Below are 23,762 nucleotides of genomic sequence, written 5' to 3'. Positions count from 1 at the left end.
CTCCTCACCGCTCGCGATCGCTGTGCTGCGAATGGGTCATGACGCGTCTGCGACCTGCCGTTTCTCTCTGCGGCCCAGGCCGGGAAAACCGGGGGCGGCGCCGGGCGCGCTCCGCCTAGGCTGGAGCGCTCCGCCCGCCGCCCGCGAAGGAGCCTCCCGTATGACCGCGCCGCATCCGCTCATCGAGCCGTACGACCAGGGCATGCTCGACGTGGGCGACGGACAGTCGGTCCACTGGGAGGTCAGCGGGAACCCCGCGGGCAAACCCGCGGTGTACGTCCACGGCGGCCCCGGCTCCGGCAGCTCCGCCGGGGTGCGCCGCCACTTCGACCCCGACCGCTACCGACTCGTCCTGTTCGACCAGCGGGGCTGCGGCCGCTCCACCCCGCACGCCGCCGACAGACATGCGGCCCAACACCACATACCACCTCGTCGCCGACATGGAACGGCTCCGGGAGCACCTGGCCGTCGAGCGCTGGCTGCTCTACGGCGGATCATGGGGCTCCACCCTCCTCCTCGCGTACGCCGAGGCCCATCCGCACCGGGTCTCGGAGATCGTCGTCAACTCCGTCACCACCACGCGCCGTTCCGAGATCGACTGGCTCTACAGGGGCGTCGGCCGCTTCTTCCCGGCGGAGTGGGAACGCTTCCGTGAGGGAGCCGCCCGCGCCGACCGGGGCGACGGCCTTCTCGCCGCGTACGCCCGGCTGCTGGACGACCCCGACGCGGGCGTGCGCGCCAGGGCCGCGGCCGACTGGTGCGCCTGGGAGGACGCCGTCGTCGGCCTGGAGCCGAACGGAGCGCCCGCCCCCTACTCGGGCCGGCCCTCGGCCGCCCGCCTCGCCATGGTGCGCATCGCCGCCCACTACTTCGCCCACGGCGCCTGGCTGGAAGAGGGCGCGCTGCTGCGTGACGCCGGACGCCTGAAGGGAATTCCGGGGGTCCTCTTCCACGGCCGGCTCGATCTCAGCAGCCCTCTCGACACCGCATGGGAACTCAGCCGGGCCTGGCCCGACGCGGAACTGATCGTCGTCGACGACGCGGGGCATCTGGGCAGCGACGGCCTGCGGGCGCGGCTGGGCGCCGCGTTGGACCGTTTCGCCGGTGACTCATGAGTGCTCTTCAGGAGCTCTGGTACTCAAGAGACGACTGAGGCAGTCGATTTCCAGCCATTCCCGCGGCACGGTGAATTCCCTGCTCTCCTCCACGGCCTGTCACCTTCGCGAATGTCACGCTCGAAGATTTTTCCCGTTGTGTTGAACCGACTCCGCCCCCGGCCTCGTATGTAGGGCAAGAACGGCGCACAGGGCGTCGCGACAGGCTCGATGAAGCGTTGAGACTTCGGGAGTGGAGTACACATGAACACCTGGCGGAACGCCTCGCTCGCGGTGACTGCGGCGGCCGTACTCGCGCTGACGACGGCGTGCGGTCAGGACAACGGGGCCGAGACACCCAATGGTCAGGCGGTCGGCGCGGCCAACCCGGCGGGGCAGCCCGCCGACGCGGGATACGGCGCGGGCGGCGGCTACGGCTCCGGCGCGGAAGCCGGCGGTGCGGCCGCGGCCAAGCCCGCGGGACAACTCGCCGTGCGGAAGTCCGGGGACCTCGGCGAAGTCCTCACCGACAGCGCGGGCTTCACCCTGTACCGCTTCGACAAGGACACACCCAACCCGCCCAAGTCCAATTGCGAAGGCGACTGTGCGAAGGCATGGCCGGTGGTCTCCGCGGAGGGCGCCGCCGCACCTCCGGGCGTCGACGCCTCGCTGATGGGCGAGGTCACCCGCTCCGACGGGACCAAGCAGCTCACCATCGACGGCTGGCCGATGTACCGCTACGCCAAGGACACCAAGGCCGGGGACGTCAACGGCCAGGGCGTGGGCGGCACCTGGTTCGCCTCGGCGCCCGACGGCAAGAAGGCCGAAGCGGGCGCAGGGGGCGGGGAGGACGGCGGCGAGGACGTCGCCGGCGGCGGAGGAGACGACAAGGCCCCCGCCGACCTGGCAGGACTCTCCGTCCGCAAGGACCCCAAGCTGGGCGAGGTGGTCGTCGACAAGAACGGGATGACGGTCTACGGCTTCACCAAGGACTCCCCCTGGCCGATGAAGACGGCCTGCAAGGACGACTGCCTGAAGAAGTGGCCCGTCGTGGCCCCCGTCGACCCGGACGACATGGAGGGCATCACGGTCTCCAAGCGGGGCAACGTGACGTTCAACCGCCCCGACGGGATCAAGCAGCAGACCATCGACTGCCGGCCCCTCTACACCTTCGCCGGCGACACCAAGCCGGGTGACACCAACGGTCAGGGTGTCGGCGGCAGCTGGTACGCCGTCGGGCCCGACGGAAAGCTGGTCGGAGCGCCTGAATAAGTCCCCACGCCGCGCCTCCGGCCCCGCCGGCCCGCCCATGCTCCCCGCATGGGCGGGCCGGTCGCATGTGCCCGATTCGTCCCCCGCCCGCGCACGCGCGGTGTGACCAAGAACGGACCGCTAATTTCCGGTTCGGCTCGCTCTCCTGGCGGGCGATCAGTAGCCTCGGCTCGAACACTGGCCATGGACATGGCCGCTCCCCCCGTGGCGACTTGTTGGAGACATCGATGGAGCGTCCCGCCTGGGCCCCGCAGGGCATCGACATATCGGTGCCGAGCGTCGCCCGCATTTACGACTACTACCTGGGCGGCTCGCACAATTTCGAAGCGGACCGGGAAGCCGCCCGCAAAGCCATGGAGTTCATGCCGGGCCTGCCCAAGATCATGCAGGCCCATCGGGCGTTCATGCGCCGCGCCGTGCACTACGCGGCGGGCCAGGGCATCACCCAGTTCCTCGATGTCGGCTCGGGCATTCCGGCCTTCGGAAACGTCCATGAAGTCGCCCGAGAAGCCGACCCCGCCGCCCGCGTCGTCTATGTCGACCACGACCCCGTCGCCGTCGCACACAGCAGAGCAGTCCTGGAAGGCGACGCGCTCAGCGCCGTCGCCGCCGCCGATCTGCGCAAGCCGCGCGACATCCTGCACAGCCAGGAGGTCACCTCGCTGCTCGACCTCGGCCGGCCCGTCGCCCTGCTCCTCGTCTGCGTACTCCACTTCATCGAGGACGCCGACGACCCCTACCGCGCCGTCGCCGAGCTGCGCGACGCGCTCGCGCCCGGCAGCCTGCTCATCGCCAGCCACGCCTCCTACGAGGGCATGCCCGTCCCCGAACAGCAGGCGAACGGCGCGATCGAGGTCTACCGAGACATCCGCAACCCCATCGTGATGCGCACCCGCGCCCAGGTCGAGGCGTTCTTCGAGGGCTACGAGACGGTCGATCCCGGACTCGTCTCACCGCCGCTGTGGCGGCCGTCGGGACCGACCGACCAGGAAGACCCATATGCCTTCTCGGGCTTCGCCGGGGTGGGGCGCAAGGCGTGAGGGCGTCGTCGCAGGCGACGGGTTCCGCGGCGGACCCCGACGGTCTGGAGGACAGACTCCGCCGGTTCGCGACCATCTGGAGCCGCGCCATCTTCCCGGTGACGGCCACGTCGATGACGCGGCCCGAGTTCGAACGGCATCTGCTGCCGCTGGCCCGCGAACTGAGCACGGCCCTGCACGCGGGCTCCTTCGACCCGCGGTCCGCCCAGCACACCGGCGCCGCGCTCGTGGACGCCCACTGCACCGACCCCGACGCCCTCAGCCGCACCCTCGGCGTCATCGACTCCTATCTGGTGCTGTACTGCGGCAGCGCACAGGAGTACAGCGCCGAGGAGCTCCGGGCCCGCTGCGCCCGGCTCCAGCACTCCGTGGCCGCGGGCTACGCCCATGCGCTGAGGGAACGCACCCTCGTCGAGCAGGAGGCCATCGCGCGCTCCTCGATGCGGGCGCGCAGCGACGCCGCCGAGGCGCTGCACGCCACCGAGGCGCGCTTCCGGGCGATCTTCGAAGGCGCGGCCATCGGCATCGGCATCGCCGACCTCGACGGCAATGTGCTGGAGGTCAACGAGGCCCTCACCCGGATGTTCGGCGGCCTCGAACACCATGTCCGCGGCCACAAGGTCACCGACTGGTCCCACCCCGAGGACCGGCCGCACGTCTGGGAGCTGTACCGGGAGCTCGTCCGCGGCGACCGCGACCACTTCCGAGTCGAGAAGCCGTTCTACCGCAACGACGGCACCGTCCTGTGGACCAATCTGACCGTGTCCCTGCTGCGCGACGCCGACGGGCTGCCCCAGTACCAGCTGGCCCTGATGGAGGACACCACCGAGCGCCGGCTGCTCAATCTGCGGCTGCGCTACGAGGCCACCCATGACGCGCTGACCGGACTGCCCAACCGCACCCTGTTCTTCGAACGCCTGGAGAAGGCCGTCACGGCGGGCGGCGGCACACGCTTCGGGCTGTGCTACCTCGACCTCGACGGTTTCAAGGCCATCAACGACAGCCTCGGGCACGCGGCCGGCGACCGGCTGCTGGTGGAGGTCGCCGACCGGCTGCAGAGCTGCGCCACCGCCCCCGGCGAGATGGTCGCCCGGCTCGGCGGCGACGAGTTCGTGGCGCTGACCACCGGCCCCGGAGCCCAGCGCGAGGTCCATGAGCTCGCCGCCCGAATCCTCGCCGTGCTCGCCACCCCGATCCGCATCGACGGCCGCGAGTTCACGGTGCGCGGCAGCATCGGCATCGTCGAGGGTCCGGCGGGCGGCGAACGCACCGCGGCCGAGGTGCTGCGCAGCGCCGACATCACCATGTACCGCGCCAAGTCGGCGGGCGGCAACCGCTTCGAACTCGCCGACCCGGAGGCCGACGCCCGTGCCATCACCCGGCACGGCCTGACCACCTCGCTGCCCGCCGCCCTGGAACGCGGCGAGTTCTTCATCGAGTACCAGCCGCTGGTGCACTTGGGCGACGGGACCGTGCACGGGGCCGAGGCGCTGGTCCGCTGGTGCCATCCGCAGCACGGCGTACTCGGCCCCGACCGGTTCATCCCGCTCGCCGAGCACACCGGGCTGATCGTGCCGCTGGGCCGCTGGGTGCTCCAGGAGGCGGTGCGCCAGGCCCGCTTCTGGCAGCAGCGCCACGCCGACGGCGGCCCGCTGCGGATCAACGTCAACCTCTCGCCCGCCCAGCTCCACCATCCCGGTCTGGTCGCCGACACGGTCGCCGTCCTGGAGCGCTCCGGCCTCGAACCGGGCGCACTGTGCCTGGAAGTCACCGAATCCGCCCTCATCGGCGCGGACGAGGACCTCCTCAAACCGCTGCGCCAGCTCTCCGAGATGGGCGTCGACATCGCGCTGGACGACTTCGGCACGGGCTACTCCAACCTGGCCAACCTGCGCCGCCTCCCGGTGAACGTCCTCAAACTGGACCGCTCCTTCACCCAGGGCATGCAGCGCAGCCCCGCCGACCCCGTGGACCTCAAAATCGTCGAGGGCATCGTCTCCCTGGCCCACAGCCTGGAACTGGCCGTCACCGTCGAGGGCGTGGAAACGGGAGCGCAGGCGGTCCAGCTCCGCGAACTGGGCTGCGACACCGCCCAGGGCTGGTACTACGCCCGCCCGGGCCCGCCGGAGAAGCTCCACGCGCTGTCCCTGGCCGACGCGGTCTGAGCGGCTCCGGGGGCTCCGCCCCCGGACGCCCCCTCCCGAGGGGAGGGTGCGCGGGGCTCCGCCCCGCACGCGGCAGGGCGGCAGCTCCGCGCCGCCGGCCCCGGGGGTCGGGTTTGCCGTGGAGCTGGGTTTCTTCCGGCCCCCGTGGGTCTGGTTTGCCACGGGGTCGGGTTTCTTCCTGCGTGACGCAGTCCCGCACGACACCCCCCGCAGCTGGTCCCGTGGGCGGAGCCTCCGGTTTCGGGAAGCGGGGGGCCACACGCCCCAAAACCGTGGGGGAAGGGCGTCCGCAAGGGGAGACCCCCCTACGGACGCGACTCCAGCAGCAGCCGCTGCACCTCCCTCGCCGCCCGCGGCGGAGCCACGTCACTGCGGTGCGCCAGGCCGATCGTGCGCCGGAGCCCCGGCGCGGCCAGCGGCGTCACCCGCAGATCCCGCGCCGCGCCCCTCGCCGCCATCGCCGGGACGACCGCCGCGCCCAGCCCCGCCCGCACGAATCCCAGCACCGCGTCCATCTCCCCGCCCTCCACGGTGAACCGCGGCTCGAAGCCCTCCGCACGGCAGGCGGCCACGGTCAGCTCGCGCAGGTCGTACCCGTGCCGGAACATCACCAGCGGCTCGCCCGCGAGATCCGCGATCCGCACCGGATCCCGCGGCGCCCGCGCCGTCGGCGCGGTGACCACCACCAGGTCCTCCCGCAGCAGTTCGACCGTCGTCAGCGCGGGCGACGCGGGCGGCAGCGGCAGCACCACCAGCGCCAGATCGAGCGCCCCGCGCGCCAGCTCCCGCACCAGATCGTGCGAGCCGCTCTCCTCGATCAGCAGCTCGATGCCGGGATGCCGTTCGTGGAAGGCGCGCAGCACCTGGGGCAGCAGCCCGGTGCACAGGCTCGGCGTCGCCCCCAGCCGCACCCTGCCCCGCCGCAGCTGCACCAGTTCCTGCACCTCGCGGCGGGCCGTGTCCGCGTCGGCGAGGATGCGGCGCGCCAGCGGCAGCAGCGCCTCCCCGGCGTCGGTGAGCGCGACATTGCCCCGCGCGCGGCTGAACAGCTCCGCCCCCAGCTCCTTCTCCAGCGCCCTGATCTGCTGCGAGAGCGACGGCTGGGCGATGTGCACCCGCTCCGCGGCGCGCGTGAAGTGCAGGGTCTCGGCGACCGCCACGAAGTACACCAGCTGCTGGAACTGCACCTCGCCATCATAGGCGGCGTCTATGGAGATCAGCTGCATCATGTCTTGGACCTCTGGCGGCTTCCCGCCCTACGGTCGCAGTCATGGTTCTGGCAACGCGCACCCGCACGGGCCGCACAGCCCGCACGGACGGACGTCCTCCGGCCCGGCCCCCGTCCGTCGCCCGTCTCTTCTGGCGCTCCACGCTCGGCAAGAAGACCGTCATGGCGGCCAGCGGACTGATCATGCTCTCCTATCTGACGGCGCATGTGATGGGCAACCTCAAGGTCTTCTTCGGGCCCGAGGAGTTCAACGCCTACGGCCACTGGCTTCGCGAGATGGGCGCGCCCGTCCTGCACCGCGAATGGGGCCTGTGGCTGGTGCGCATCCTCCTGCTGGCCGCCGTCGCGGCCCACGCGGTCTCCGCCTGCCAGCTCAGCCGCCGCGACATCAGAGCCCGCCCCACCGCGTACGCCCACAAGCGGCCCCGGGCGAGCTACGCCACCCGCACCATGCGCTGGGGCGGGGTCATCCTCGGCCTCTTCATCGTCTGGCATCTGCTCGACCTGACCACGCTCACCGTCAACGAGAACGCCCAGCCGGGCCGTCCGTACGAGAACGTCGTCGCGACCTTCTCCACCTGGTACGGCAACGTCATCTACATCACCGCGATGCTCGCGCTCGGACTGCACATCCGGCATGGATTCCACAGCGCCGCCCAGACGCTCGGCGTCGGCGGCGCCGCCCGCGACCGCGCCCTCAGGGCCGCCGCGGACCTCCTCGCGCTGGCCCTGACGGCCGGCTTCATCGCCGTACCCGTCGCGGTGCTGACCGGAGTCGTGGGCTGATATGACCCAGCCGTCCACCGAGTACACCGACTACACCACCGGCGCCCCGATCGCCGACACCGCCGCCCCGTCCGGCCCCGTCGCCGAACGCTGGGACCGCCGCCGCTTCCAAGCGAAGCTGGTCAACCCCGCCAACCGGCGCAGGCACACCGTCATCGTCGTCGGCGCCGGACTGGCCGGCGGCGCGGCCGGCGCCACCCTCGCCGAACAGGGCTACCGCGTCCAGCAGTTCTGCTACCAGGACTCGCCCCGCCGCGCCCACTCCATCGCCGCCCAGGGCGGCATCAACGCCGCCAAGAACTACCGCAACGACGGCGACTCCGTCCGCCGCCTCTTCTACGACACCGTCAAGGGCGGCGACTTCCGCGCCCGCGAGTCCAACGTCCACCGCCTCGCCCAGATATCCGTCGACATCATCGACCAGTGCGTCGCCCAGGGCGTGCCCTTCGCCCGCGAGTACGGCGGGCTCCTCGACACCCGCTCATTCGGCGGCGTCCAGGTCTCCCGCACCTTCTACGCCCGCGGCCAGACGGGGCAGCAGCTGCTGCTCGGCGCCTACCAGGCGCTGTCGCGGCAGATCGCCGCGGGCAACGTCGCCATGCATCCGCGTACGGAGATGCTCGACCTGATCGTCGTCGACGGCCGGGCACGGGGAATCGTGGCCCGCGACCTGGTCAGCGGGAGGGTCACCGCGTACCACGCCGACGCGGTCGTCCTGGCCACCGGCGGCTACGGCAACGTCTTCTACCTGTCGACGAACGCCGTGAACTCCAACGCGACCGCCGTATGGCGCGCCCACCGCCGCGGCGCGTACTTCGCCAACCCCTGCTTCACCCAGATCCACCCCACCTGCATTCCGCGCACCGGCGACCACCAGTCCAAACTGACGCTGATGAGCGAGTCGCTCCGCAACGACGGCCGCATCTGGGTGCCGAAGGCCCCGGGCGACACCCGCCCGCCGAACGAGATCCCAGAGGAGCAGCGCGACTACTACCTGGAGCGCGCCTACCCCTCCTTCGGCAACCTCGTCCCACGCGACATCGCCTCCCGCGCCGCGAAGAACGTCTGCGACGAAGGCCGCGGCGTCGGCCCCGGCGGCCAGGGCGTCTACCTCGACTTCGCCGACGCCATCCGCCGCATGGGCCGGGCGAACGTGTCGGCGAAGTACGGCAATCTCTTCGAGATGTACGAGCGGATCACCGCGGAGAACCCCTACGACGTCCCCATGCGGATCTATCCGGCCGTGCACTACACGATGGGCGGCCTGTGGGTCGACTACGACCTCCAGACCACCGTCCCCGGCCTCTTCGCGATCGGCGAGGCCAACTTCTCCGACCACGGGGCCAACCGCCTCGGCGCCTCCGCGCTGATGCAGGGCCTCGCCGACGGCTACTTCGTCCTGCCGGCGACCGTCAACGACTACCTCGCCCGCAACCCGCACCACGGCGGCGTCGACGACAGCCATCCCGCCGTGACCGAGGCGCTCGCCGCCGCCGAGGACCGGCTGCGGCGGCTCCTCGCCGCCGACGGCGACCGCACCCCCGACTCCTTCCACCGCGAGATCGGCGAGCTGATGTGGGACTGCTGCGGCATGTCCCGCACGGAGGAGGGCCTGCGCAAGGCGCTGGACCGCATCCCGCTGATTCGCGAGGAGTTCTGGCGGCGCGTCAGGGTGCCCGGGGCCGGCGAGGAGCTCAACCAGACCCTGGAGAAGGCCAACCGCATCGTCGACTATCTGGAGCTCGCCGAGCTGATGTGCCTCGACGCGCTCCACCGCGCCGAATCGTGCGGCGGCCACTTCCGCGAGGAGTCGCAGACCCCGGACGGCGAGGCGGCGCGGCGCGACGAGGAGTTCTCGTACGCGGCCGCCTGGGAGTTCACCGCAACCGGCGCGGCCCCCGTCCTGCACCGGGAAGACCTGGTCTTCGAGTACGTCCACCCCACCCAGCGGAGCTACGCATGAAGCTCACCGTCCGCGTCTGGCGTCAGCGCGATGCCGAGGCCCCCGGAGCGATGGCCGCCTACCAGATCGACGGAATCTCGGAGGACATGTCCTTCCTGGAGATGCTCGACACGCTCAACGAGCACCTCATTCTGAGCGGCGAGGACCCCGTCGCCTTTGACCACGACTGCCGCGAGGGCATCTGCGGCGCATGCAGCCTCGTCATCAACGGCGACGCCCACGGCCCGGAGCGCACCACCGCCTGCCAGCTCCATATGCGCTCCTTCGCCGACGGCGACACCGTCGACGTCGAGCCCTGGCGCGCCGCGGCCTTCCCCGTCGTCAAGGACCTCGTCGTCGACCGCTCCGCCTTCGACCGGATCATCCAGGCCGGCGGCTATGTCACCGCCCCCACGGGCAGCGCTCCCGAAGCGCACGCCACGGCCGTCCCCAAGGAGGCCGCCGACCACGCCTTCGAGCACGCCGAGTGCATCGGCTGCGGCGCATGCGTCGCAGCCTGCCCCAACGGCTCCGCCATGCTCTTCACCTCCGCCAAGGTCAACCACCTGGCCGCCCTCCCGCAGGGGGCGCCCGAACGGGAGCGCCGGGTCCTCGACATGGTGGCCACGATGGACGCGGAGGGCTTCGGCGGCTGCACGCTGACGGGGGAGTGCGCGACGGCGTGCCCCAAGGGCATTCCGCTGCCGTCGATCACGGCGATGAACCGGGAATGGCTGCGGGCGCTGCGCGGACCTCGCCGCTGACGGACGGATCGTTCCCCACCCGGCCGCCGTTCCCGGTGCGGGGCAGGCCCCCACACACCACCGGGGCCGGTCCCAGGGGCCGTGGGCGCACCGGCTCTCCCCTGGAAAGGGGTCCGGGGGAGGAGGCCCCGGTTGCCGGGCGGGGCGCGGTGGCTGGGAGGGAACATCCGCCCCTACCGCCGAGCCCGCGCCAAGTACCCGGCCGTCCTGCTTCCCTCCGCCCCCGCGACCTCCCCCGGCCGCCCCGCCGCCACGATCCGTCCTCCCGCGTCGCCGCCGCCGGGGCCGAGGTCGATCACCCAGTCCGCGCCGGCCACCACGTCCATGTCGTGCTCGACCACGACGACCGTGGACCCCGTGTCCACCAGCCCGTGCAGCTGCCGCAGCAGCACCTCCACATCGGCCGGGTGCAGCCCGGTCGTCGGCTCGTCCAGGATGTACAGGGTGCAGCCCCGCCGCACCCGCTGCAGCTCGCCCGCCAGTTTGATGCGCTGTGCCTCGCCGCCCGACAGCTCCGTCGCGGGCTGTCCGAGCCGGAGATAGCCGAGTCCCACGTCCAGCAGGGTGCGCAGACTCCGCTGCGCCGCGGGCACCTCCCGGAAGAAGCCCGCGGCCGCCTCCACGGTCAGATCGAGTACCTCGGCGATGTTCCTGCCGCGGTACCGCACCTCGAGCGTCGCGGAGTTGTAGCGGCCGCCGCCGCAGTCCTGGCAGGGGGCGTACGTGCTGGGCAGAAAGAGCAGCTCCACCGTGACGAAGCCCTCGCCCTGGCAGGTCTCACAGCGGCCGCCGGCCACGTTGAAGGAGAACCGCCCCGCCTTGTACCCCCGCTTTCGCGCCGCCTCCGTCGCCGCGAACAGCTTGCGCACGACGTCGAACAGCCCGGTGTACGTAGCCAGGTTGGACCGCGGGGTACGGCCGATCGGCCGCTGGTCGACCCGGACCAGCCGGTCGACCGCCGACAGCCCTTCGGCGGACGCGCAGTCCGCCTGCCCCGTCCCGGCGGCGCCGGACGCCACCGCACCCGCGAGCACCTGGCTCGCCAGCGTCGACTTCCCCGACCCCGACACGCCGGTCACGGCCGTGAACACCCCGAGCGGGAAGTCCACGTCCACCCCGCGCAGATTGTGCCGGCGCACCCCGCGCAGCCGCAGCCACCCCGAGGGCGTCCGCTGCTCCCGCGCCCCGCCCTGAAGCGGGCCGAACAGAAAGCGGCGGGTGGCCGACTCCGACACGGCCGCGAGCTCCGCCACCGGACCGCTGTGCAGCACGCGGCCGCCGTGTTCGCCCGCCCGCGGGCCCACGTCCACCAGCCAGTCCGCGCCGCGGACCACATCGAGATGATGCTCCACGACGAACACCGTGTTGCCCGCGGCCTTCAGCCTGCCCAGCACCGTCAGCAGCGCCTCGGTGTCCGCCGGATGCAGCCCGGCCGACGGCTCGTCCAGGACGTACACCACCCCGAACAGACCGGACTTGAGCTGGGTGGCCAGCCGCAGCCGCTGCAGCTCTCCGCTGGAGAGCGTGGGCGCCGGGCGGTCCAGGCTCAGATAGCCGAGACCCAGTTCGGCGACCGTGCCGATCCGCGTCAGCAGATCGGCGGTGAGCACGCGGGCGCTCTCGCCGCCGGCGCCGTCCCGGTGAGAGTCGAGCACGTCCGCCAGCGTGGCGAGCGGAAGCGCCGCCAGTTCGGCGATCGTGCGGCCCGCGAACGTCACCGCGAGCGCCTCGGGCCGCAGCCTGCTGCCCCCGCACTCTCCGCACGGCGTACTCCGGAGAAACCGCTCGGCCCTGGCGCGCAGCGTCTGGCTCCTGGAGTCGGAGAAGGTGTGCAGCACATAGCGCCGGGCGCTCGTGTACGTGCCCTGGTACGGACGCTGGATCCGGCCGGCCTCCCGCACCGGATGCACCGTGACGACCGGCTGTTCGTCGGTGAACAGGATCCATTCCCGGTCGCGCGCCGGCAGCTCCCGCCAGGGCCGGTCGACGTCATGGCCGAGGGCGTCCAGGACGTCCCGCAGGTTCTTGCCCTGCCAGGCCCCCGGCCAGGCCGCGATGGCGCCCTCGCGGATCGACAGCGACGGATCGGGCACCAGCAGTTCCTCCGTGGTGCGGTGCACCACGCCGAGACCGTGGCACGCCGGGCACGCCCCCGCGGCCGTGTTCGGCGAGAAGGCGTCCGAGTCGAGCCGGTCCGCGCCCGCCGGATACTCGCCCGCCCGGGAGAACAGCATGCGCAGCGAGTTGGACAGGGCGGTGACGGTGCCCACCGAGGAGCGCGAGCCGGGGGCCGAACGCCGCTGTTCCAGCGAGACCGCCGGCGGCAGCCCCGAGATGTCGCCGACCTTGGGCGCGCCCACCTGGTGGATCAGCCGGCGGGCGTACGGGGCGACCGACTCAAAGTAGCGCCGCTGCGCCTCCGCGTAGATCGTGCCGAAAGCGAGGGACGACTTCCCGGACCCGGAGACTCCGGTGAACACGACGAGGGCGTCGCGCGGAATGTCCACATCGACGCCGCGGAGATTGTGCTCGCGTGCGCCGCGCACTCGCACGAAGGGGTCATGAGGATGGTGCATAACGCACCATCCTATGGATCGGCGCAGGTCAGTCCGGTCAGGCGGGAACGCAGGCCGTGATCCGGGCGAGCCGCCGGAAGGACTGCAGCAGGGCGGCCCGGTCGTAGGCGCTCGTGGCCGACAGCACCTCGTTCGGGAATTCCGGCTGCGTACGCTGTGGGCGTGACACACAGCAGCAGGCCGCTGGCCGTATTCGACCTGGACGGCACGCTCAGCGACGCCCGGCACCGGCAGCGCTTCCTCGAGCGCAGGCCGCGCGACTGGAACGCCTTCTTCTCGGCCGCCCCCGCCGACCCTCCGCTGCCCCAGGGCGTCGCGATGTGCCGGGCGGCCGCCGAGGAGTGCGAGGTGGTGTATCTGACCGGGCGGCCCGAGCGCTGTCGTGCGGACGCCGTCGCCTGGATCCGGGCCCGGGAACTGCCCGAGGGGCGCCTGTACATGCGGCGCGACGACGACCGCCGCCCGGCCCGCAGAACCAAGCTGGAGGTGCTGCGCACGCTCGGCCGCGGCCGGGAGATCCGCATGCTGGTGGACGATGACGAACTGGTGTGCGACGACGCGGAGAGGGCGGGCTTCCCCGTCGTACGGGCACGCTGGGCCGCCGCCGTCACCGAGGGCCTGAAGGACGCCCAGGAACGCCTCGGCCGCACCTGAGGCAGGGGCGGGCTTCCCTGCCCGTCAGTCGCCGTCCTCGAGCCGGAACCCGACCTTCAGGCCGACCTGGAAGTGCTCGATCTGCCCGTCGACGAGATGTCCGCGAATCTCGGTCACCTCGAACCAGTCCAGGCCCCGCAGGGTCTGGGAGGCCCGCGAGATGCCGTTGCGGACGGCCTGGTCGACCCCCTCCGTGGAACTGCCCACGATCTCGGTCACGCGATAGGTGTGGTTCGTCATGCCTCCACCGTGCCCCACCGGGGCGCGGCCCGCGCGGCGAAGCCCCGGCGGCTGGGGTGTCGCGCGTGTGTGCCGCACCGCACGGGGTTGACCGCCTCATGGGTCGAGGCCGACAACCCCGTCAAGCCCTGTACGACCGCGGTCCTCACCGGCGCGGACCCCCGGGAGGCCGCCCGCAAGGCCTCCCGGCGCATCACGGCGGGGCTCCGCCCCTGAGGGAGGCGGCGCCCGCCCTCGGGGCGGGTGCGATTTCCCGCCATTAAGCCGTCGCACATCCGCTCTCCGCCGTGCGGTCATGTCGAATCCAGCCGGCCACGGAAGAAGTAAAGGGCCGGGCCGCCGCGCCCGTGGCCCGGACACCGTCCGACCGGCACAGGAGACCGCCATGCCCGCATCGCCAGCAGTCGTCCCCGCCCCACCGGCCGCCCGGCCCGTGAACCCCTTTCCACAGCCGGGCCCGGAACCCCAGGCGCAGCCCCGCTACCTGGTCGGGCTCGCCCGCGACCAGGAGGACGTACGGGCCGCGCAGCGGCTGCGCCACCAGGTCTTCGCCGGCGAGATGGGCGCACGGCTGGAAGGACCCGAGCCGGGGCTCGACACCGACGCCTTCGACGCCTACTGCGACCACCTTCTCGTCCGCGAAGCGGACAGCGGCGAGGTCGTCGGCACCTACCGGCTGCTGCCGCCCGACCGCGCCCGGATCGCCGGGCGGCTCTACTCCGAGAGCGAGTTCGACCTCACCCGCCTCGACCCGATCCGGGACGACCTGGTGGAGGTCGGCCGCTCCTGCGTCCACCCGCAGCACCGCAACGGGGCCGTCATCGCCCTCATCTGGGCCGGCCTCGCCCGCTATATGACCCGCACCGGCCACAACTGGCTGGCCGGCTGCTGCTCCATCCCGCTCGCCGACGGCGGCGCCCTCGCCGCCGCGACCTGGGAGAGGGTCAAAGAGAAGAACCTGGCCCCGGAGGAGTACTGGGTCACCCCCCACAAGCTGTGGAACCCCGCCCAGGCGCCCGGCTCCGAAGGGCGCATCGAACTGCCCGCCCTCCTCCGCGGCTATCTGCGGCTCGGCGCGTGGGTGTGCGGGGCCCCCGCCCACGACCCCGACTTCGGCGTCGCCGACCTGTACGTGCTGCTCTCACTGCGCCGCACCAACCCCCGGTACCTGCGCCACTTCCTCTCCCTCGCCCCCGTGCGATGAGCCTCTGGCTGCCGACCGCGCCCTGCACCCCGCAGGGCTGCGCCACCCACCCGCGCCGGAACTGCGGCCGGATCGCCGCGGCCGCCCGGCTGGCGGCCGGAACGGCGGCCGTCCTCGCCGGGATCCTGCTCGCCCCGCCGACCGCACTGCTCGGCACGGCGGTGCGCCGCCGTATGACCCGCCTGTGGGCGCGCACCGTGCTGCGCGCCTTCGGGGTGCGCCTCCGCATCTCCGGGGAGAAGGCGGCCGACGCCCCCGCCCCGCACGCCTCGCTGGTGGTCGCCAACCACGTCTCATGGCTGGACATACCGCTGATCGCGGCAGCGCTCCCCGGCCGGATGCTGGCCAAGTCCGAGGTACGCGCCTGGCCCCTCCTCGGTCCGCTCGCCGCCCTCGGCGGCACCCTCTTCATCGACCGCGACCGGCTGCGCACCCTGCCGGGAACCGTCGCCGCCATGGCGGGCGCGCTGCGCCGCGGCGACCGGGTGATCGCCTTCCCCGAGGGCTCCACCTGGTGCGGCCGCGGCCACGGCAGGTTCCGCCCCGCCGTCTTCCAGGCCGCGCTGGACGCGGGCGCCGCCGTGCAGCCCGCACGCATCGCGTACACGCCCACCGGGGCGGCCGCGTTCGTCGGCGACGACCCGCTCCCGGCGTCCCTGTGGCGGGTCGCGGCGGCGGGCGGCATCACCGCGGAGCTCACGCTCCTGCCGCCCGTGCCCCCCGGGGCGCTGCCCGACCGCCGCGCGCTCGCCGAGGCCGTACAGCGGGCTGTCGTCCCGCGGGCGGCGGACTCCGGATATGACGGCGGATCTTTCCCCCGCCCCTCCCCTGCGCCCCCGCAACCTGTAACAGGGGGCAAGCCCCCAGGCCCCCTGTCCGGCCTTCGGCCGTGTCCTCAATCGCCGGACAGGCTCATGTGAACCGGCCGTTTGAGGCGAGAGGGCGTACCCATTCCAGCCCCGTGGGGGTACCCCCGGACGGAGTCTGGGGGAGTTGAGGAGCGGGGGGCCGTGGGCAGAGCCCCCGGCAACAGGGGCCTGGGCGCAGCCCCGGGAACCCCTAGCCCCAAGGCTGTCATGACCATCAAGGAGAAGGCCCTGGCTCTGACCACACCGGTGACTGCCCGGCCGGACCGCTACCAGCCCACCGACAAGGTCCTCGCGTTCCTCGACCGCCTGTGAGTCGCGAGCGGAGCCGAGGTTACAGTCCGCTTCGATAGCCTGCGGCGGTGGCTGATGATTCGTTGAAGTTCCTGATCGATGCCGATCATGGGCAGTTCTATGTCCAAGACCTTGAGCTCTATGACGCGTGGATGGCTGAACACGCGATGGACCCGGACCTGCCGCCAGCAGGCTGGACCGACGAAGCGGTCCACGTTCACCGCATCGGAGTGGAACCGCACTCGATCTCCGTTGGCACCGCACGGGATGACCTGGTCGAATCGCTGATCACCGTCCATGCGTCCGCGCCAATGATCGAGCCGACGGCAGAGCACATCGTGGAGGTGGACCTGGACGCTCCAACAGGCCAACTCGCCCTGTCCAGCCCAGGAGTCCACCCAGAGGACGGGCCAGGCATGACCGTTCCCGCCGGGCTGTTGCGAGCCCGGGTCTCCTACGTCCCCTCTGACCCGCCGGCTGTCGACACCAATGGCGGACCTGGCGATCACTTCCTCTATCGGATCGACCTCTGGCCCGCCGACCAAGCGCGCGGGCTCGTCGTCCTCAAGCAGGGACCGAACCCCTGGGCCGGATAAGCGCTCCCCGCCGTCGACCATGCCGAGCAGAACCGCTGCCACGCGGCCCGTGATGACGCTCGCCCACATCCTTCTCGGCATAGTCGCGGTCTCGGCATAGGTCCAGCTATACGGATATCGGCATAGCTGGACGAACTCGGCTAGATGGAACCTGACCGGCGCGGGGCTGAACTGCTGTTTCAGGTCCTGACCGAACGCGAGGAGAGGAACAGCGTCGCGATCGGTTCGAACGAGGCTTTCAGTAAAGCGCACATGTTCCGGCAAACTCGTGCCAGGCAGCGCCGAAACATCACGGGTTCATCTTGCGGAAGTCCTGGCAGCCCTCGGTGACCATCGCGTTCGATCCTGCCGAGGAACTGCTCGATCTGCTGTCCGCGCCGGAGGGCGGCGAGAGCGAATGGGGGGATGAGGTGCCGCATGCAGGTTCGTCTACTGGCGCTGGTGGGGCAGGCGTCCTGGGTCGATGTGATCAGCAAGGTAGATGAGGGTGGCCTGCGGGTCCATGCCGAAGGCGGCGGCGAGCTTGGGGTCCATGATGTTCACCAGGTCGACGAGACGGGTGCTGCGGATCATCCGGGGCGGGTATCCGCAGTCGTCAAGGACGTGAGAGACATCGGCAGTTGAGGCTGGGCTCCGCCCGGCCTTGGTTCCTTGGTGACCATCACATGCGGGTTGGCCGGCGGCCACTCCGTGCGATGGTTCAAGCAGCGTTCGGCCCAGTCCAGGAAGCGGGGTCCAGCGGGACGGGATGGCGTCGCTTGCCGAGCCGGACAGCTTGGGCCGCTGTGTCGATGTCGGTGATCTTCAATGTCCGGACCTCGGTGCTGGAGGCTCCGTGCAGCAGAGCAAGCATGCCGAGCAGAGCCTCGTGGGGGTGAACCTGATCGTCGGTCGTCCATCGACGGAAGAGCTGGCGCTGCTGGCCGAGGGTGACCGGGGCGGAGCCACAGGCCGCTCGACGGGGGTGGTGTCGATCTCGATCAGGTCGCAGCTCAGCCAGAGTGCCGGCGACCGCCCGCTGATAGGCGTCCTCGATGAACGTTGCGGAGGGCCGGACGTCACGCATGGTCGAGCTGACCGTCCAGTGTCCGAGCATTTGCTGGATGGCGACCAGGTCGACGCCGCGTTCGTAGTTGTGGGTCGCGCAGGCCCTTCGCAGGGCATGCGGGCTGAACCGCTCCGAGACCGGCCGCCCTTCGAGCTCCATGAGAGGGAACAAGTGCCGGCCCCAGATGGCTGGACGAAGACTTTCACCGATCCCCGGCTCCGCGCGGCCATCGTCGACCGGCTCACCTTCAGCGGTGCAATCATCCAGACCGGGGCCCCGGTCGAGCAGGCTGCCACCATCTGAACCGGGCCCCACACGGGAGGGGCCGCCCGGCAACCATCTGACGGTTCATGGCCCGAGGCCTCATGCCTCCTCGGGCAGGTAGGTGGCCAGCGCCCGCAGCCCCGCCAGCACCTCGTCGGCAGTGGGCGCGGACTCCGGGTCGGTGAGATGCTGCATCATCAGGCCGCTGACGAGGGCGAGCTGCACCGAGCCGACGGTGCGGATTGTCGCTTCGGAGAGCTCGGTCTCGGCGGTTCCGGTGACCTCTCGCGCCATGCCGCTGCGTCCCTGCCGCAGCCCGGCGGCCATCTGCTCACGCAGTTCCGGGTCGCGCTGCGCGCGCAGGACGGTCTCCAGATTGGCGATCCAGAAGGTCTTGTTGACCGAGAACGCCTCGACCAGGCGACGCCATAGCGCGCCGAGGTCGGCGTTGCCCGCCGACGGCCCGAAGGCCTGGTCTCCCGAGTCGAGCGCCTCGAAGAGCGCCTGGTTGAGCAGCGCCTCTTTCGAGCCGAAGTGATAGCCGATCGCCGCCATGCTCACGCCCGCCGCGGAGGCGAGGTCGCGGACCGTTGTGCGCTCGTAGCCCTTCGTGAAGAGGCACTGTCTTGCAGCCTCCAGCAGCTTTTCCCGGTTTCCCATGCCGCGGACCCTAGCAACAGTCTGCACGTTCGCGCGAGACAAACGCCTTAGGCAAATGCCTTAGACAGACGTCTCAGGCGAACGTCTTGCGCATCTGCCCAAACTCTGGCTACGGTTCCAAGCATCGAAGATCACGCCGATCCTGGGAGCCCAGATGATCACCAAGAAGTTACGCGTCGCCCTCCTGGCCGCGGCCGCCGTCTCCGCAACGCTCGCCGCCATGGTGATCACGGCCGGCCCCGCCTCCGTGCACCCCAGCGCCCGAGCCCTCCCCCCGCAGGTGATGACCGCCGAGGGCCCGGTCCAGGGCACGGTCGCCGATACGGTGCGCACGTTCCAGGGCATCCCCTACGCCGGCCCGCCAACCGGAGACCGCAGGTGGAAGGAGCCACAGCCGGTGCGCCGTTGGTCGTCGCCGCTGGACACCCGCGCCCCGAAGAGCGCCTGCGCGCAACCGACCGATCAGCCCATCTCGATCGAGGACGGCGGCAGCGAGGACTGCCTCTACCTGAACGTCACGACTCCGGCTGGGCGGACGACAGGACGGCTGCCGGTCATCGTCTGGATTCACGGCGGCAGCTTCACCTACGGCGACGGCGCCACCTACCGGGCGGCCAAGCTGGCCGGCGCGCAGCAGGGCGCGATGGTCGTGACGATCAACTACCGGCTCGGCACGTTCGGCTTCCTCGCCGCGCCCGGCCTGCGCGCACCAGTCAACCTCGGTCTTCTTGACCAGCAGGCCGCGCTGAAATGGGTCAACCGCAACGCCGGCGCCTTCGGCGGCGATCCCCACAATGTCACGATCATGGGGCAGTCGGGCGGCGGCTACAGCGTCTGCGCCCAGCTGGTCTCGCCCTCAGCCCGCGGGCTCTTCAGCAAGGCGATCGTACAGAGTGCGGGCTGCGTCGGCCCGGACGGCTCGTTCACCCGCACGCAGGCGGAGGCCAACGGCCTCGCCGTCGCCAAAGCCGCGGGCTGCGACGATCCGCGCGCCGCCGACTCCTGCCTGCGGCGCAGGTCCACCGCCGAGCTCATCAAGGCATCAGCCTCCGGACACGACGGCTACCGGCCCGTGGTGGACGGCAAGGTGCTGCCCGAGGCCCCGTCACGGGCGATCGCCGCCGGGCGGTTCGTGCGGGTTCCGGTCTTGCACGGCTCCACTCACGACGAGATGAGCGGGCTCGCTGGGCTCGACGAGATCATGACAGGAAGGCCGCTGACCGCCGAGGGATACGCCAAGAAGGTTGCCGAGCAGTTCGGGAAGGACGGTCCCGCGGTTCTGGCCGAGTATCCAGTAGTGAACTACCCGGCACCCGGGGCGGCACTGTCGGCCGTGCTGACCGACTCCCAATGGTCGACCGCGGCACTCGACACCCAGCGCGCGCTGGCCCGCTACACCCCCGTCTACGCTTACGACTTCGCCGAGACCAACGCCCCGTACTTCAAGAGCGTGCCGCGGCCGAGGAGTTTCTCACTCGGTACCGGCCACATGATCGACCTGGCCTACCTGTTCGACAACGACCTGTTCGAGCCGCTCGACACCGCGCAAGCCGGGCTGTCGGACACAGTGACCGCCTACTGGAGCCGGTTCGCGAGCACCGGGCAGGTGAACGGGCATTCCATGCCCACGTGGAAACGGTTCACGGCCCGTAGCCCGTACGTGCAGCGACTCGCGTCCGGCAGCATCGAGCAGACTGACTTCGCGGCCGACCACCACTACTCCTTCTGGAAGGCACTCGCCTCCTCACAGTGAGATGAGGAGCGTCTGAGGGAGTACGCGACAGCCGGAACGCCAGCGCCTTGTGAACATCTGCCCGTCACCACTCCGGCTGTGGCAGCCCTGACGGGCTGCCACAGCAACCCAAGTGACATCAATTTTCTTGGACATTGATCACGCGAATGCGTCGTGAGTGACTCCCGAAGTCGCCTCGAAACGACATCCCCGGAGAGTGACACAGCCAACCGCACCAGCTACAAAGCCACAACCGGTATCGAAGTCCTCGCATCCGCAGGCCTTGACAACACGCACCAGCCGCAAACTTCACGCCTTGCCCCTAGGCCACCGTCGCCAGCGACAGCGAGAACCGTTCCGCCGCGTCCGTCCACCACCCCGTCAGCTCAAGCCCCGCCGCCTCCAGTTCGGCGCCCAGGCCCTCCCGGCGGAACTTCGCCGACACCTCCGTCCGCAGCTCCTCGCCCTCCTCGAAGGGCACCGCGAGATCCAGCTCGCGGATCTTCACGGTCAGCGCGGAGCGTGCCCGCAGCCGCATTTCGATCCACTCGTTGCCGGGGTCCCACAGGGCGACGTGGTCAAAGTCGTCCGGGTCCACGTCCGCGTCCAGTTCGCGCGCGAGCACGGCCAGCACGTTCTTGTTGAACGCGGCCGTCACACCGGCGGCGTCGTCGTACGCCCGGACCAGCACGCTCTCCTCCTTCACCAGGTCCGCGCCCAGCAGCAGAGCGTCGCCGGGTGACATCAGGGCGCGCACCGAGCGCAGGAACACGGCGCGCTCCTCCGGCAGCAGATTGCCGATCGTGCCGCCGAGGAACGCCACCAGCCGCGGTCCCGGAGCATCGGGCAGCGTGAGGCCGCGGGTGAAGTCGGCGATCAGCGCGTGCACATGCAGCCCCGGCCGCTCGGCCAGCAGCGCGTGTCCCGCGCCGTACAGTGCGCTCTCGCTCACGTCGACCGGTACATAGGTGTGCAGACCGGTCAGCGCGTCCAGCAGCAGCCGGGTCTTCTCCGAGGAGCCGGAGCCCAGCTCCACCAGGGTGCGCGCCTGTGTCGCCGCGGCGATCTCGGGCGCGCGCGAGTGAAGGATCTCCCGCTCCGCGCGCGTCGGGTAGTACTCGGGCAGCCGGGTGATCTCCTCGAACAGCTCGCTCCCGCGGGCGTCGTAGAACCACTTCGGCGGCAGGGTCTTGGGGGTCGTGGTCAGCCCGTGGAGCACGTCGGCGCGCAGATCGGCGTCCGTGGCGTCCTCGGGGAGGGTGCGGGTCAGCTTCAACGTGCTCACGTGCAGGGCTCCTTGAGCGGGGTCAGCGAGATCCCGTCGCGTGTGGCGACGAGCAGGGTGCGGTCGGGCGTCTCACGCCAGCGGGGGTCGTCGTCGTACGGCTCCGAGGCCACGACCGCGCTGCGGCCGGGGACGGACAGCTGCCACAGGGTGTCGCCCCACGCGGTGGCGGCGATCGTCTCACCGTCCGTGAGGAGCAGGTTCAGCCGGGAGCCGGGCGCCGCGGCGGCCACCGCCTGGACCGTGTCGGCCAGCGCCTGGCCGAGCGGGTCGCCCTCCCGCAGCCGGGTGAGCGCCAGCGCCCACACCAGCGCCGAGTCGCAGCGGGCCTCCAGCGACAGCAGTTCCTCGGCCGGCAGGGTGCGCGCCGCCGGCGCCAGCGAGCCGGGCCAGCCGAGGACCGCGCCGTTGTGGCTGAACAGCCAACGGCCGGCGGCGTACGGCGCGGCCGCCGCCTCACCGTCCGCGCCCGCCTGTGTGGCGTCGCGCACGGCCGCCAGCAGCGCGCCGCTGCGCACTGCCCGCGCCAGATCGGCGAACGAGAGGTCGCCCCAGATGGGCCCGGCGCGCCGGTACCGGGCGGGCGCGGGGTCGCCGTCCGCGTACCAGCCGACGCCGAACCCGTCGGCGTTGACGGTGCCGTACCGCTGGCGGCGGGGCGCCCACGACTGGCGCAGCAGGCCGTGCGCAGGCTCCACCAGCAGGGCTCCCAGCGGCTCGGGTGGCCCGACGTAGGCGATATGGCGGCACATCAGCCCGCGTCCCTGGCCGTGCGGAACCCGGAGAAGATCTGCCGGCGCACCGGCAGGTCCCAGTTGCGGAACGTGCCCCGGCAGGCGACGGGGTCCACCGCGAACGAGCCGCCGCGCAGCACCTTGTGGTCGCTCCCGAAGAAGACCTGCGAGTACTCCTTGTAGGGGAAGGCGACAAAGCCGGGATAGGGCAGGAAGTCGCTGGACGTCCACTCCCACACATCGCCGATGAGCTGCCGCACGCCCAGCGGCGACTGCCCCTCGGGATAGCTGCCGGCCGCTGCCGGGCGCAGATGCCGCTGGCCGAGGTTGGCATGCGTCTCGGCAGGGTCCTCGTCGCCCCACGGGTAGCGGCGCGAGCGGCCGGATGCGGGATCGTGCCGGGCGGCCTTCTCCCACTCCTCCTCGGTCGGCAGCCGCCGGCCCGCCCACCGGGCGTAGGCGTCGGCCTCGTACCAGCTCACATGGAGGACCGGCTCGTCCTGCGGCACCGGTTCCAGCACCCCGAACCGGCGGCGCAGCCACTGTCCGCCCTCGCGCCGCCAGAACAGCGGGGCCCCGATGCCGTGCTGCCGTATCTGCTCCCAGCCCGCCTCGGCCCACCACCGGCGCTCGCTGTAGCCGCCGTCCTCGATGAACGCCGTATACGCGCCGCAGGTCACCGGCACGGTGTCGATGAAGTATGCGGGGACCAGACGCTCGTGTGCGGGCCTTTCGTTGTCCAGCGCCCAGGGCTCGTCGGCGGCGCCCATGGTGAACGGGCCGCCGGGGACCAGGACTTCGGCCGGCAGGCCCTGTGCCGTGCCGTGCGGCGGCGCGGGCGCGTCGAGCGCGGCGGGGCCGCGCCTGAGCTGGTGGGTGATCAGCATGGTCTCGTCGTGCTGCTGCTCGTGCTGTGCGACCATCCCGAAGGCGAATGCCGCGTCGACCAGCGGACGCCCCTCCAGCGGGGTGCGTTCCAGCACGTCCAGCACCCGGCCGCGCACGTCGTGGGCGTAGCCGCGGGCCTCGCCCGGGGAGAGCAGATCCAGCGAGGGCCGCTCGGACCGGGGATGCTGGAAGGCGTCGTACACGGAGTCGATCTCCGGCCGAATGGGCTGCTGGCCGGCCACGTTGCGCAGCAGCCACAGCTCTTCCTGGTTGCCGATGTGCGCGAGGTCCCAGACGAGCGGGGACATCAGGGGAGAGTGCTGGGCGGTCAGCTCGCCGTCGTCCACGCAGGAGGTGAGGGCGGCGGTACGGGCGCGGGCGGCGGTCAGCGCGTCCACGGCCCGCTGTCTCAGAACGTCGTTCATACGTG

The 23,762-nt window shown here is 71.5% G+C and carries 22 protein-coding genes and 3 pseudogenes; 15 read left to right on the top strand and 10 right to left on the bottom strand.

The features are described 5' to 3' along the window. Positions 1-160: 160 nt before the first annotated feature. From pip to QCN29_RS04120, 4 genes and pseudogenes are all read left to right on the top strand, one after another. Positions 161-1,115: pseudogene (pip, locus tag QCN29_RS04135) on the top strand (prolyl aminopeptidase). A gap of 243 nt (positions 1,116-1,358) precedes the next feature. Then, the gene (locus QCN29_RS04130; RefSeq protein WP_279926292.1) at positions 1,359-2,366 is read left to right on the top strand and encodes an SCO0930 family lipoprotein; all 1,008 of its coding nucleotides are present in this window, start codon (positions 1,359-1,361) and stop codon (positions 2,364-2,366) included. A gap of 227 nt (positions 2,367-2,593) precedes the next feature. After that, entirely contained in the window at positions 2,594-3,406 is an 813-nt protein-coding gene (locus tag QCN29_RS04125) for an SAM-dependent methyltransferase (RefSeq protein ID WP_279926291.1), read from the top strand. Then, positions 3,403-5,571, top strand: a complete 2,169-nt coding sequence (locus QCN29_RS04120; protein ID WP_279926290.1) for a putative bifunctional diguanylate cyclase/phosphodiesterase — start codon at positions 3,403-3,405, stop codon at positions 5,569-5,571. The genes QCN29_RS04125 and QCN29_RS04120 overlap by 4 nt, the downstream gene beginning before the upstream one ends. Positions 5,572-5,876: 305 nt before the next feature. Here QCN29_RS04120 and QCN29_RS04115 read toward each other — a convergent pair whose 3' ends face one another. Then, the gene (locus tag QCN29_RS04115; RefSeq protein ID WP_279926289.1) at positions 5,877-6,800 is read right to left on the bottom strand and encodes a LysR family transcriptional regulator; all 924 of its coding nucleotides are present in this window, start codon (positions 6,798-6,800) and stop codon (positions 5,877-5,879) included. Between the two features lie 41 nt (positions 6,801-6,841). Between QCN29_RS04115 and QCN29_RS04110 the strand changes: the two genes are divergently transcribed. Genes QCN29_RS04110 through QCN29_RS04100 form a run of 3 tightly spaced genes read left to right on the top strand, consistent with a single transcriptional unit; the run spans position 6,842 to position 10,291 of the window. Continuing rightward, positions 6,842-7,585, top strand: a complete 744-nt coding sequence (locus QCN29_RS04110) for a succinate dehydrogenase (protein WP_318036687.1) — start codon at positions 6,842-6,844, stop codon at positions 7,583-7,585. A gap of 1 nt (position 7,586) precedes the next feature. Then, positions 7,587-9,548: a fumarate reductase/succinate dehydrogenase flavoprotein subunit gene (locus QCN29_RS04105; protein ID WP_279926288.1), complete on the top strand. Its 1,962-nt coding sequence runs from the start codon at positions 7,587-7,589 to the stop codon at positions 9,546-9,548. Then, on the top strand, positions 9,545-10,291 hold the full coding sequence (locus QCN29_RS04100; protein WP_279926287.1) for a succinate dehydrogenase/fumarate reductase iron-sulfur subunit: 747 nt from the start codon (positions 9,545-9,547) through the stop codon (positions 10,289-10,291). Before QCN29_RS04105 ends, QCN29_RS04100 begins: the two co-directional genes overlap by 4 nt. Positions 10,292-10,464: 173 nt before the next feature. On the opposite strand, the gene uvrA is transcribed toward QCN29_RS04100, so the two are convergent. Together uvrA and QCN29_RS04090 are read right to left on the bottom strand one after the other, a co-directional pair. Continuing rightward, the gene (gene uvrA, locus QCN29_RS04095; RefSeq protein WP_279926286.1) at positions 10,465-12,867 is read right to left on the bottom strand and encodes an excinuclease ABC subunit UvrA; all 2,403 of its coding nucleotides are present in this window, start codon (positions 12,865-12,867) and stop codon (positions 10,465-10,467) included. A gap of 37 nt (positions 12,868-12,904) precedes the next feature. Next, positions 12,905-13,036 (bottom strand): hypothetical protein, encoded by a 132-nt coding sequence (locus QCN29_RS04090; RefSeq protein ID WP_279926285.1) that lies wholly within the window; start codon positions 13,034-13,036, stop codon positions 12,905-12,907. Between QCN29_RS04090 and QCN29_RS04085 the strand changes: the two genes are divergently transcribed. Beyond that, positions 13,030-13,521, top strand: a complete 492-nt coding sequence (locus QCN29_RS04085) for a phosphatase domain-containing protein (RefSeq protein WP_279926284.1) — start codon at positions 13,030-13,032, stop codon at positions 13,519-13,521. The two genes, QCN29_RS04090 and QCN29_RS04085, sit on opposite strands and share 7 nt — an antisense overlap. Before the next feature lie 24 nt (positions 13,522-13,545). Here QCN29_RS04085 and QCN29_RS04080 read toward each other — a convergent pair whose 3' ends face one another. Beyond that, entirely contained in the window at positions 13,546-13,761 is a 216-nt protein-coding gene (locus QCN29_RS04080; RefSeq protein ID WP_240135722.1) for a dodecin, read from the bottom strand. Between the two features lie 87 nt (positions 13,762-13,848). On the opposite strand from QCN29_RS04080, the gene QCN29_RS04075 reads away from it, so the two are divergent. From QCN29_RS04075 to QCN29_RS04055, 5 genes and pseudogenes are all read left to right on the top strand, one after another. Beyond that, entirely contained in the window at positions 13,849-13,977 is a 129-nt protein-coding gene (locus tag QCN29_RS04075; RefSeq protein WP_279926431.1) for a hypothetical protein, read from the top strand. 169 nt (positions 13,978-14,146) lie between these two features. Then, positions 14,147-14,965 (top strand): GNAT family N-acetyltransferase, encoded by an 819-nt coding sequence (locus QCN29_RS04070; RefSeq protein ID WP_279926282.1) that lies wholly within the window; start codon positions 14,147-14,149, stop codon positions 14,963-14,965. Then, positions 14,962-15,885 (top strand): lysophospholipid acyltransferase family protein, encoded by a 924-nt coding sequence (locus QCN29_RS04065; RefSeq protein ID WP_279926281.1) that lies wholly within the window; start codon positions 14,962-14,964, stop codon positions 15,883-15,885. The genes QCN29_RS04070 and QCN29_RS04065 overlap by 4 nt, the downstream gene beginning before the upstream one ends. Positions 15,886-16,193: 308 nt before the next feature. Then, on the top strand, positions 16,194-16,721 hold the full coding sequence (locus QCN29_RS04060; protein WP_279926280.1) for a sulfotransferase-like domain-containing protein: 528 nt from the start codon (positions 16,194-16,196) through the stop codon (positions 16,719-16,721). A gap of 144 nt (positions 16,722-16,865) precedes the next feature. Continuing rightward, positions 16,866-16,964, top strand: a pseudogene (locus tag QCN29_RS04055) (IS21-like element helper ATPase IstB); the annotation flags it as partial. Positions 16,965-17,150: 186 nt separating this feature from the next. On the opposite strand, the gene QCN29_RS04050 reads toward QCN29_RS04055, so the two are convergent. Both QCN29_RS04050 and QCN29_RS04045 read right to left on the bottom strand, forming a co-directional pair. Then, on the bottom strand, positions 17,151-17,294 hold the full coding sequence (locus QCN29_RS04050) for a hypothetical protein (protein ID WP_279926279.1): 144 nt from the start codon (positions 17,292-17,294) through the stop codon (positions 17,151-17,153). Between the two features lie 127 nt (positions 17,295-17,421). Continuing rightward, complete coding sequence (locus tag QCN29_RS04045; RefSeq protein WP_279926278.1) at positions 17,422-17,928, bottom strand: site-specific integrase; 507 nt, start codon at positions 17,926-17,928, stop codon at positions 17,422-17,424. Between the two features lie 27 nt (positions 17,929-17,955). Here QCN29_RS04045 and QCN29_RS04040 point away from each other — a divergent pair. After that, positions 17,956-18,072 (top strand): annotated as a pseudogene (locus QCN29_RS04040) (IS21-like element helper ATPase IstB); the annotation flags it as partial. A 60-nt stretch (positions 18,073-18,132) separates the two neighbouring features. On the opposite strand, the gene QCN29_RS04035 reads toward QCN29_RS04040, so the two are convergent. Beyond that, the gene (locus QCN29_RS04035) at positions 18,133-18,693 is read right to left on the bottom strand and encodes a TetR/AcrR family transcriptional regulator (RefSeq protein WP_279926277.1); all 561 of its coding nucleotides are present in this window, start codon (positions 18,691-18,693) and stop codon (positions 18,133-18,135) included. A gap of 154 nt (positions 18,694-18,847) precedes the next feature. Between QCN29_RS04035 and QCN29_RS04030 the strand changes: the two genes are divergently transcribed. Continuing rightward, a complete protein-coding gene (locus QCN29_RS04030; protein ID WP_279926276.1) occupies positions 18,848-20,446 on the top strand; it encodes a carboxylesterase/lipase family protein in 1,599 nt (532 codons plus the stop codon). Between the two features lie 301 nt (positions 20,447-20,747). On the opposite strand, the gene egtD is transcribed toward QCN29_RS04030, so the two are convergent. The 3 genes from egtD to egtB are packed head-to-tail and all read right to left on the bottom strand — an operon-like array spanning position 20,748 to position 23,757. Continuing rightward, positions 20,748-21,710 carry an L-histidine N(alpha)-methyltransferase gene (gene egtD / locus QCN29_RS04025; protein ID WP_279926275.1) on the bottom strand — a complete coding sequence of 321 codons (963 nt, stop codon included), beginning with the start codon at positions 21,708-21,710 and terminating at the stop codon, positions 20,748-20,750. Continuing rightward, a complete protein-coding gene (egtC, locus tag QCN29_RS04020) occupies positions 21,707-22,462 on the bottom strand; it encodes an ergothioneine biosynthesis protein EgtC (RefSeq protein ID WP_240135726.1) in 756 nt (251 codons plus the stop codon). The genes egtD and egtC overlap by 4 nt, the downstream gene beginning before the upstream one ends. Beyond that, positions 22,462-23,757, bottom strand: a complete 1,296-nt coding sequence (gene egtB / locus QCN29_RS04015) for an ergothioneine biosynthesis protein EgtB (protein WP_279926274.1) — start codon at positions 23,755-23,757, stop codon at positions 22,462-22,464. The genes egtC and egtB overlap by 1 nt, the downstream gene beginning before the upstream one ends. Positions 23,758-23,762: the final 5 nt, after the last annotated feature.

Origin of the sequence: Streptomyces chengmaiensis, from assembly GCF_029846775.1 — a bacterium.
Taxonomy (GTDB): Bacteria; Actinomycetota; Actinomycetes; order Streptomycetales; family Streptomycetaceae; genus Streptomyces; species Streptomyces chengmaiensis.
The sequence above is the reverse complement of the archived record's forward strand: the minus strand, read 5'-3'. Positions and strand labels throughout refer to the sequence as shown.

Excerpts from the sequence above, each read along its gene's own strand:
- QCN29_RS04105 (WP_279926288.1), top strand. The coding sequence starts at position 7,587 with ATGACCCAGCCGTCCACCGAGTACACCGACTACACCACCGGCGCCCCG.
- uvrA (WP_279926286.1), bottom strand. The coding sequence starts at position 12,867 with ATGCACCATCCTCATGACCCCTTCGTGCGAGTGCGCGGCGCACGCGAG.
- QCN29_RS04125 (WP_279926291.1), top strand. The coding sequence starts at position 2,594 with ATGGAGCGTCCCGCCTGGGCCCCGCAGGGCATCGACATATCGGTGCCG.
- QCN29_RS04050 (WP_279926279.1), bottom strand. The coding sequence starts at position 17,294 with ATGATCCGCAGCACCCGTCTCGTCGACCTGGTGAACATCATGGACCCC.
- QCN29_RS04080 (WP_240135722.1), bottom strand. The coding sequence starts at position 13,761 with ATGACGAACCACACCTATCGCGTGACCGAGATCGTGGGCAGTTCCACG.
- QCN29_RS04045 (WP_279926278.1), bottom strand. The coding sequence starts at position 17,928 with ATGGAGCTCGAAGGGCGGCCGGTCTCGGAGCGGTTCAGCCCGCATGCC.
- egtC (WP_240135726.1), bottom strand. The coding sequence starts at position 22,462 with ATGTGCCGCCATATCGCCTACGTCGGGCCACCCGAGCCGCTGGGAGCC.
- QCN29_RS04030 (WP_279926276.1), top strand. The coding sequence starts at position 18,848 with ATGATCACCAAGAAGTTACGCGTCGCCCTCCTGGCCGCGGCCGCCGTC.
- egtB (WP_279926274.1), bottom strand. The coding sequence starts at position 23,757 with ATGAACGACGTTCTGAGACAGCGGGCCGTGGACGCGCTGACCGCCGCC.
- QCN29_RS04070 (WP_279926282.1), top strand. The coding sequence starts at position 14,147 with ATGCCCGCATCGCCAGCAGTCGTCCCCGCCCCACCGGCCGCCCGGCCC.
- QCN29_RS04035 (WP_279926277.1), bottom strand. The coding sequence starts at position 18,693 with ATGGGAAACCGGGAAAAGCTGCTGGAGGCTGCAAGACAGTGCCTCTTC.
- QCN29_RS04100 (WP_279926287.1), top strand. The coding sequence starts at position 9,545 with ATGAAGCTCACCGTCCGCGTCTGGCGTCAGCGCGATGCCGAGGCCCCC.
- QCN29_RS04115 (WP_279926289.1), bottom strand. The coding sequence starts at position 6,800 with ATGATGCAGCTGATCTCCATAGACGCCGCCTATGATGGCGAGGTGCAG.
- QCN29_RS04065 (WP_279926281.1), top strand. The coding sequence starts at position 14,962 with ATGAGCCTCTGGCTGCCGACCGCGCCCTGCACCCCGCAGGGCTGCGCC.
- QCN29_RS04110 (WP_318036687.1), top strand. The coding sequence starts at position 6,842 with ATGGTTCTGGCAACGCGCACCCGCACGGGCCGCACAGCCCGCACGGAC.
- QCN29_RS04130 (WP_279926292.1), top strand. The coding sequence starts at position 1,359 with ATGAACACCTGGCGGAACGCCTCGCTCGCGGTGACTGCGGCGGCCGTA.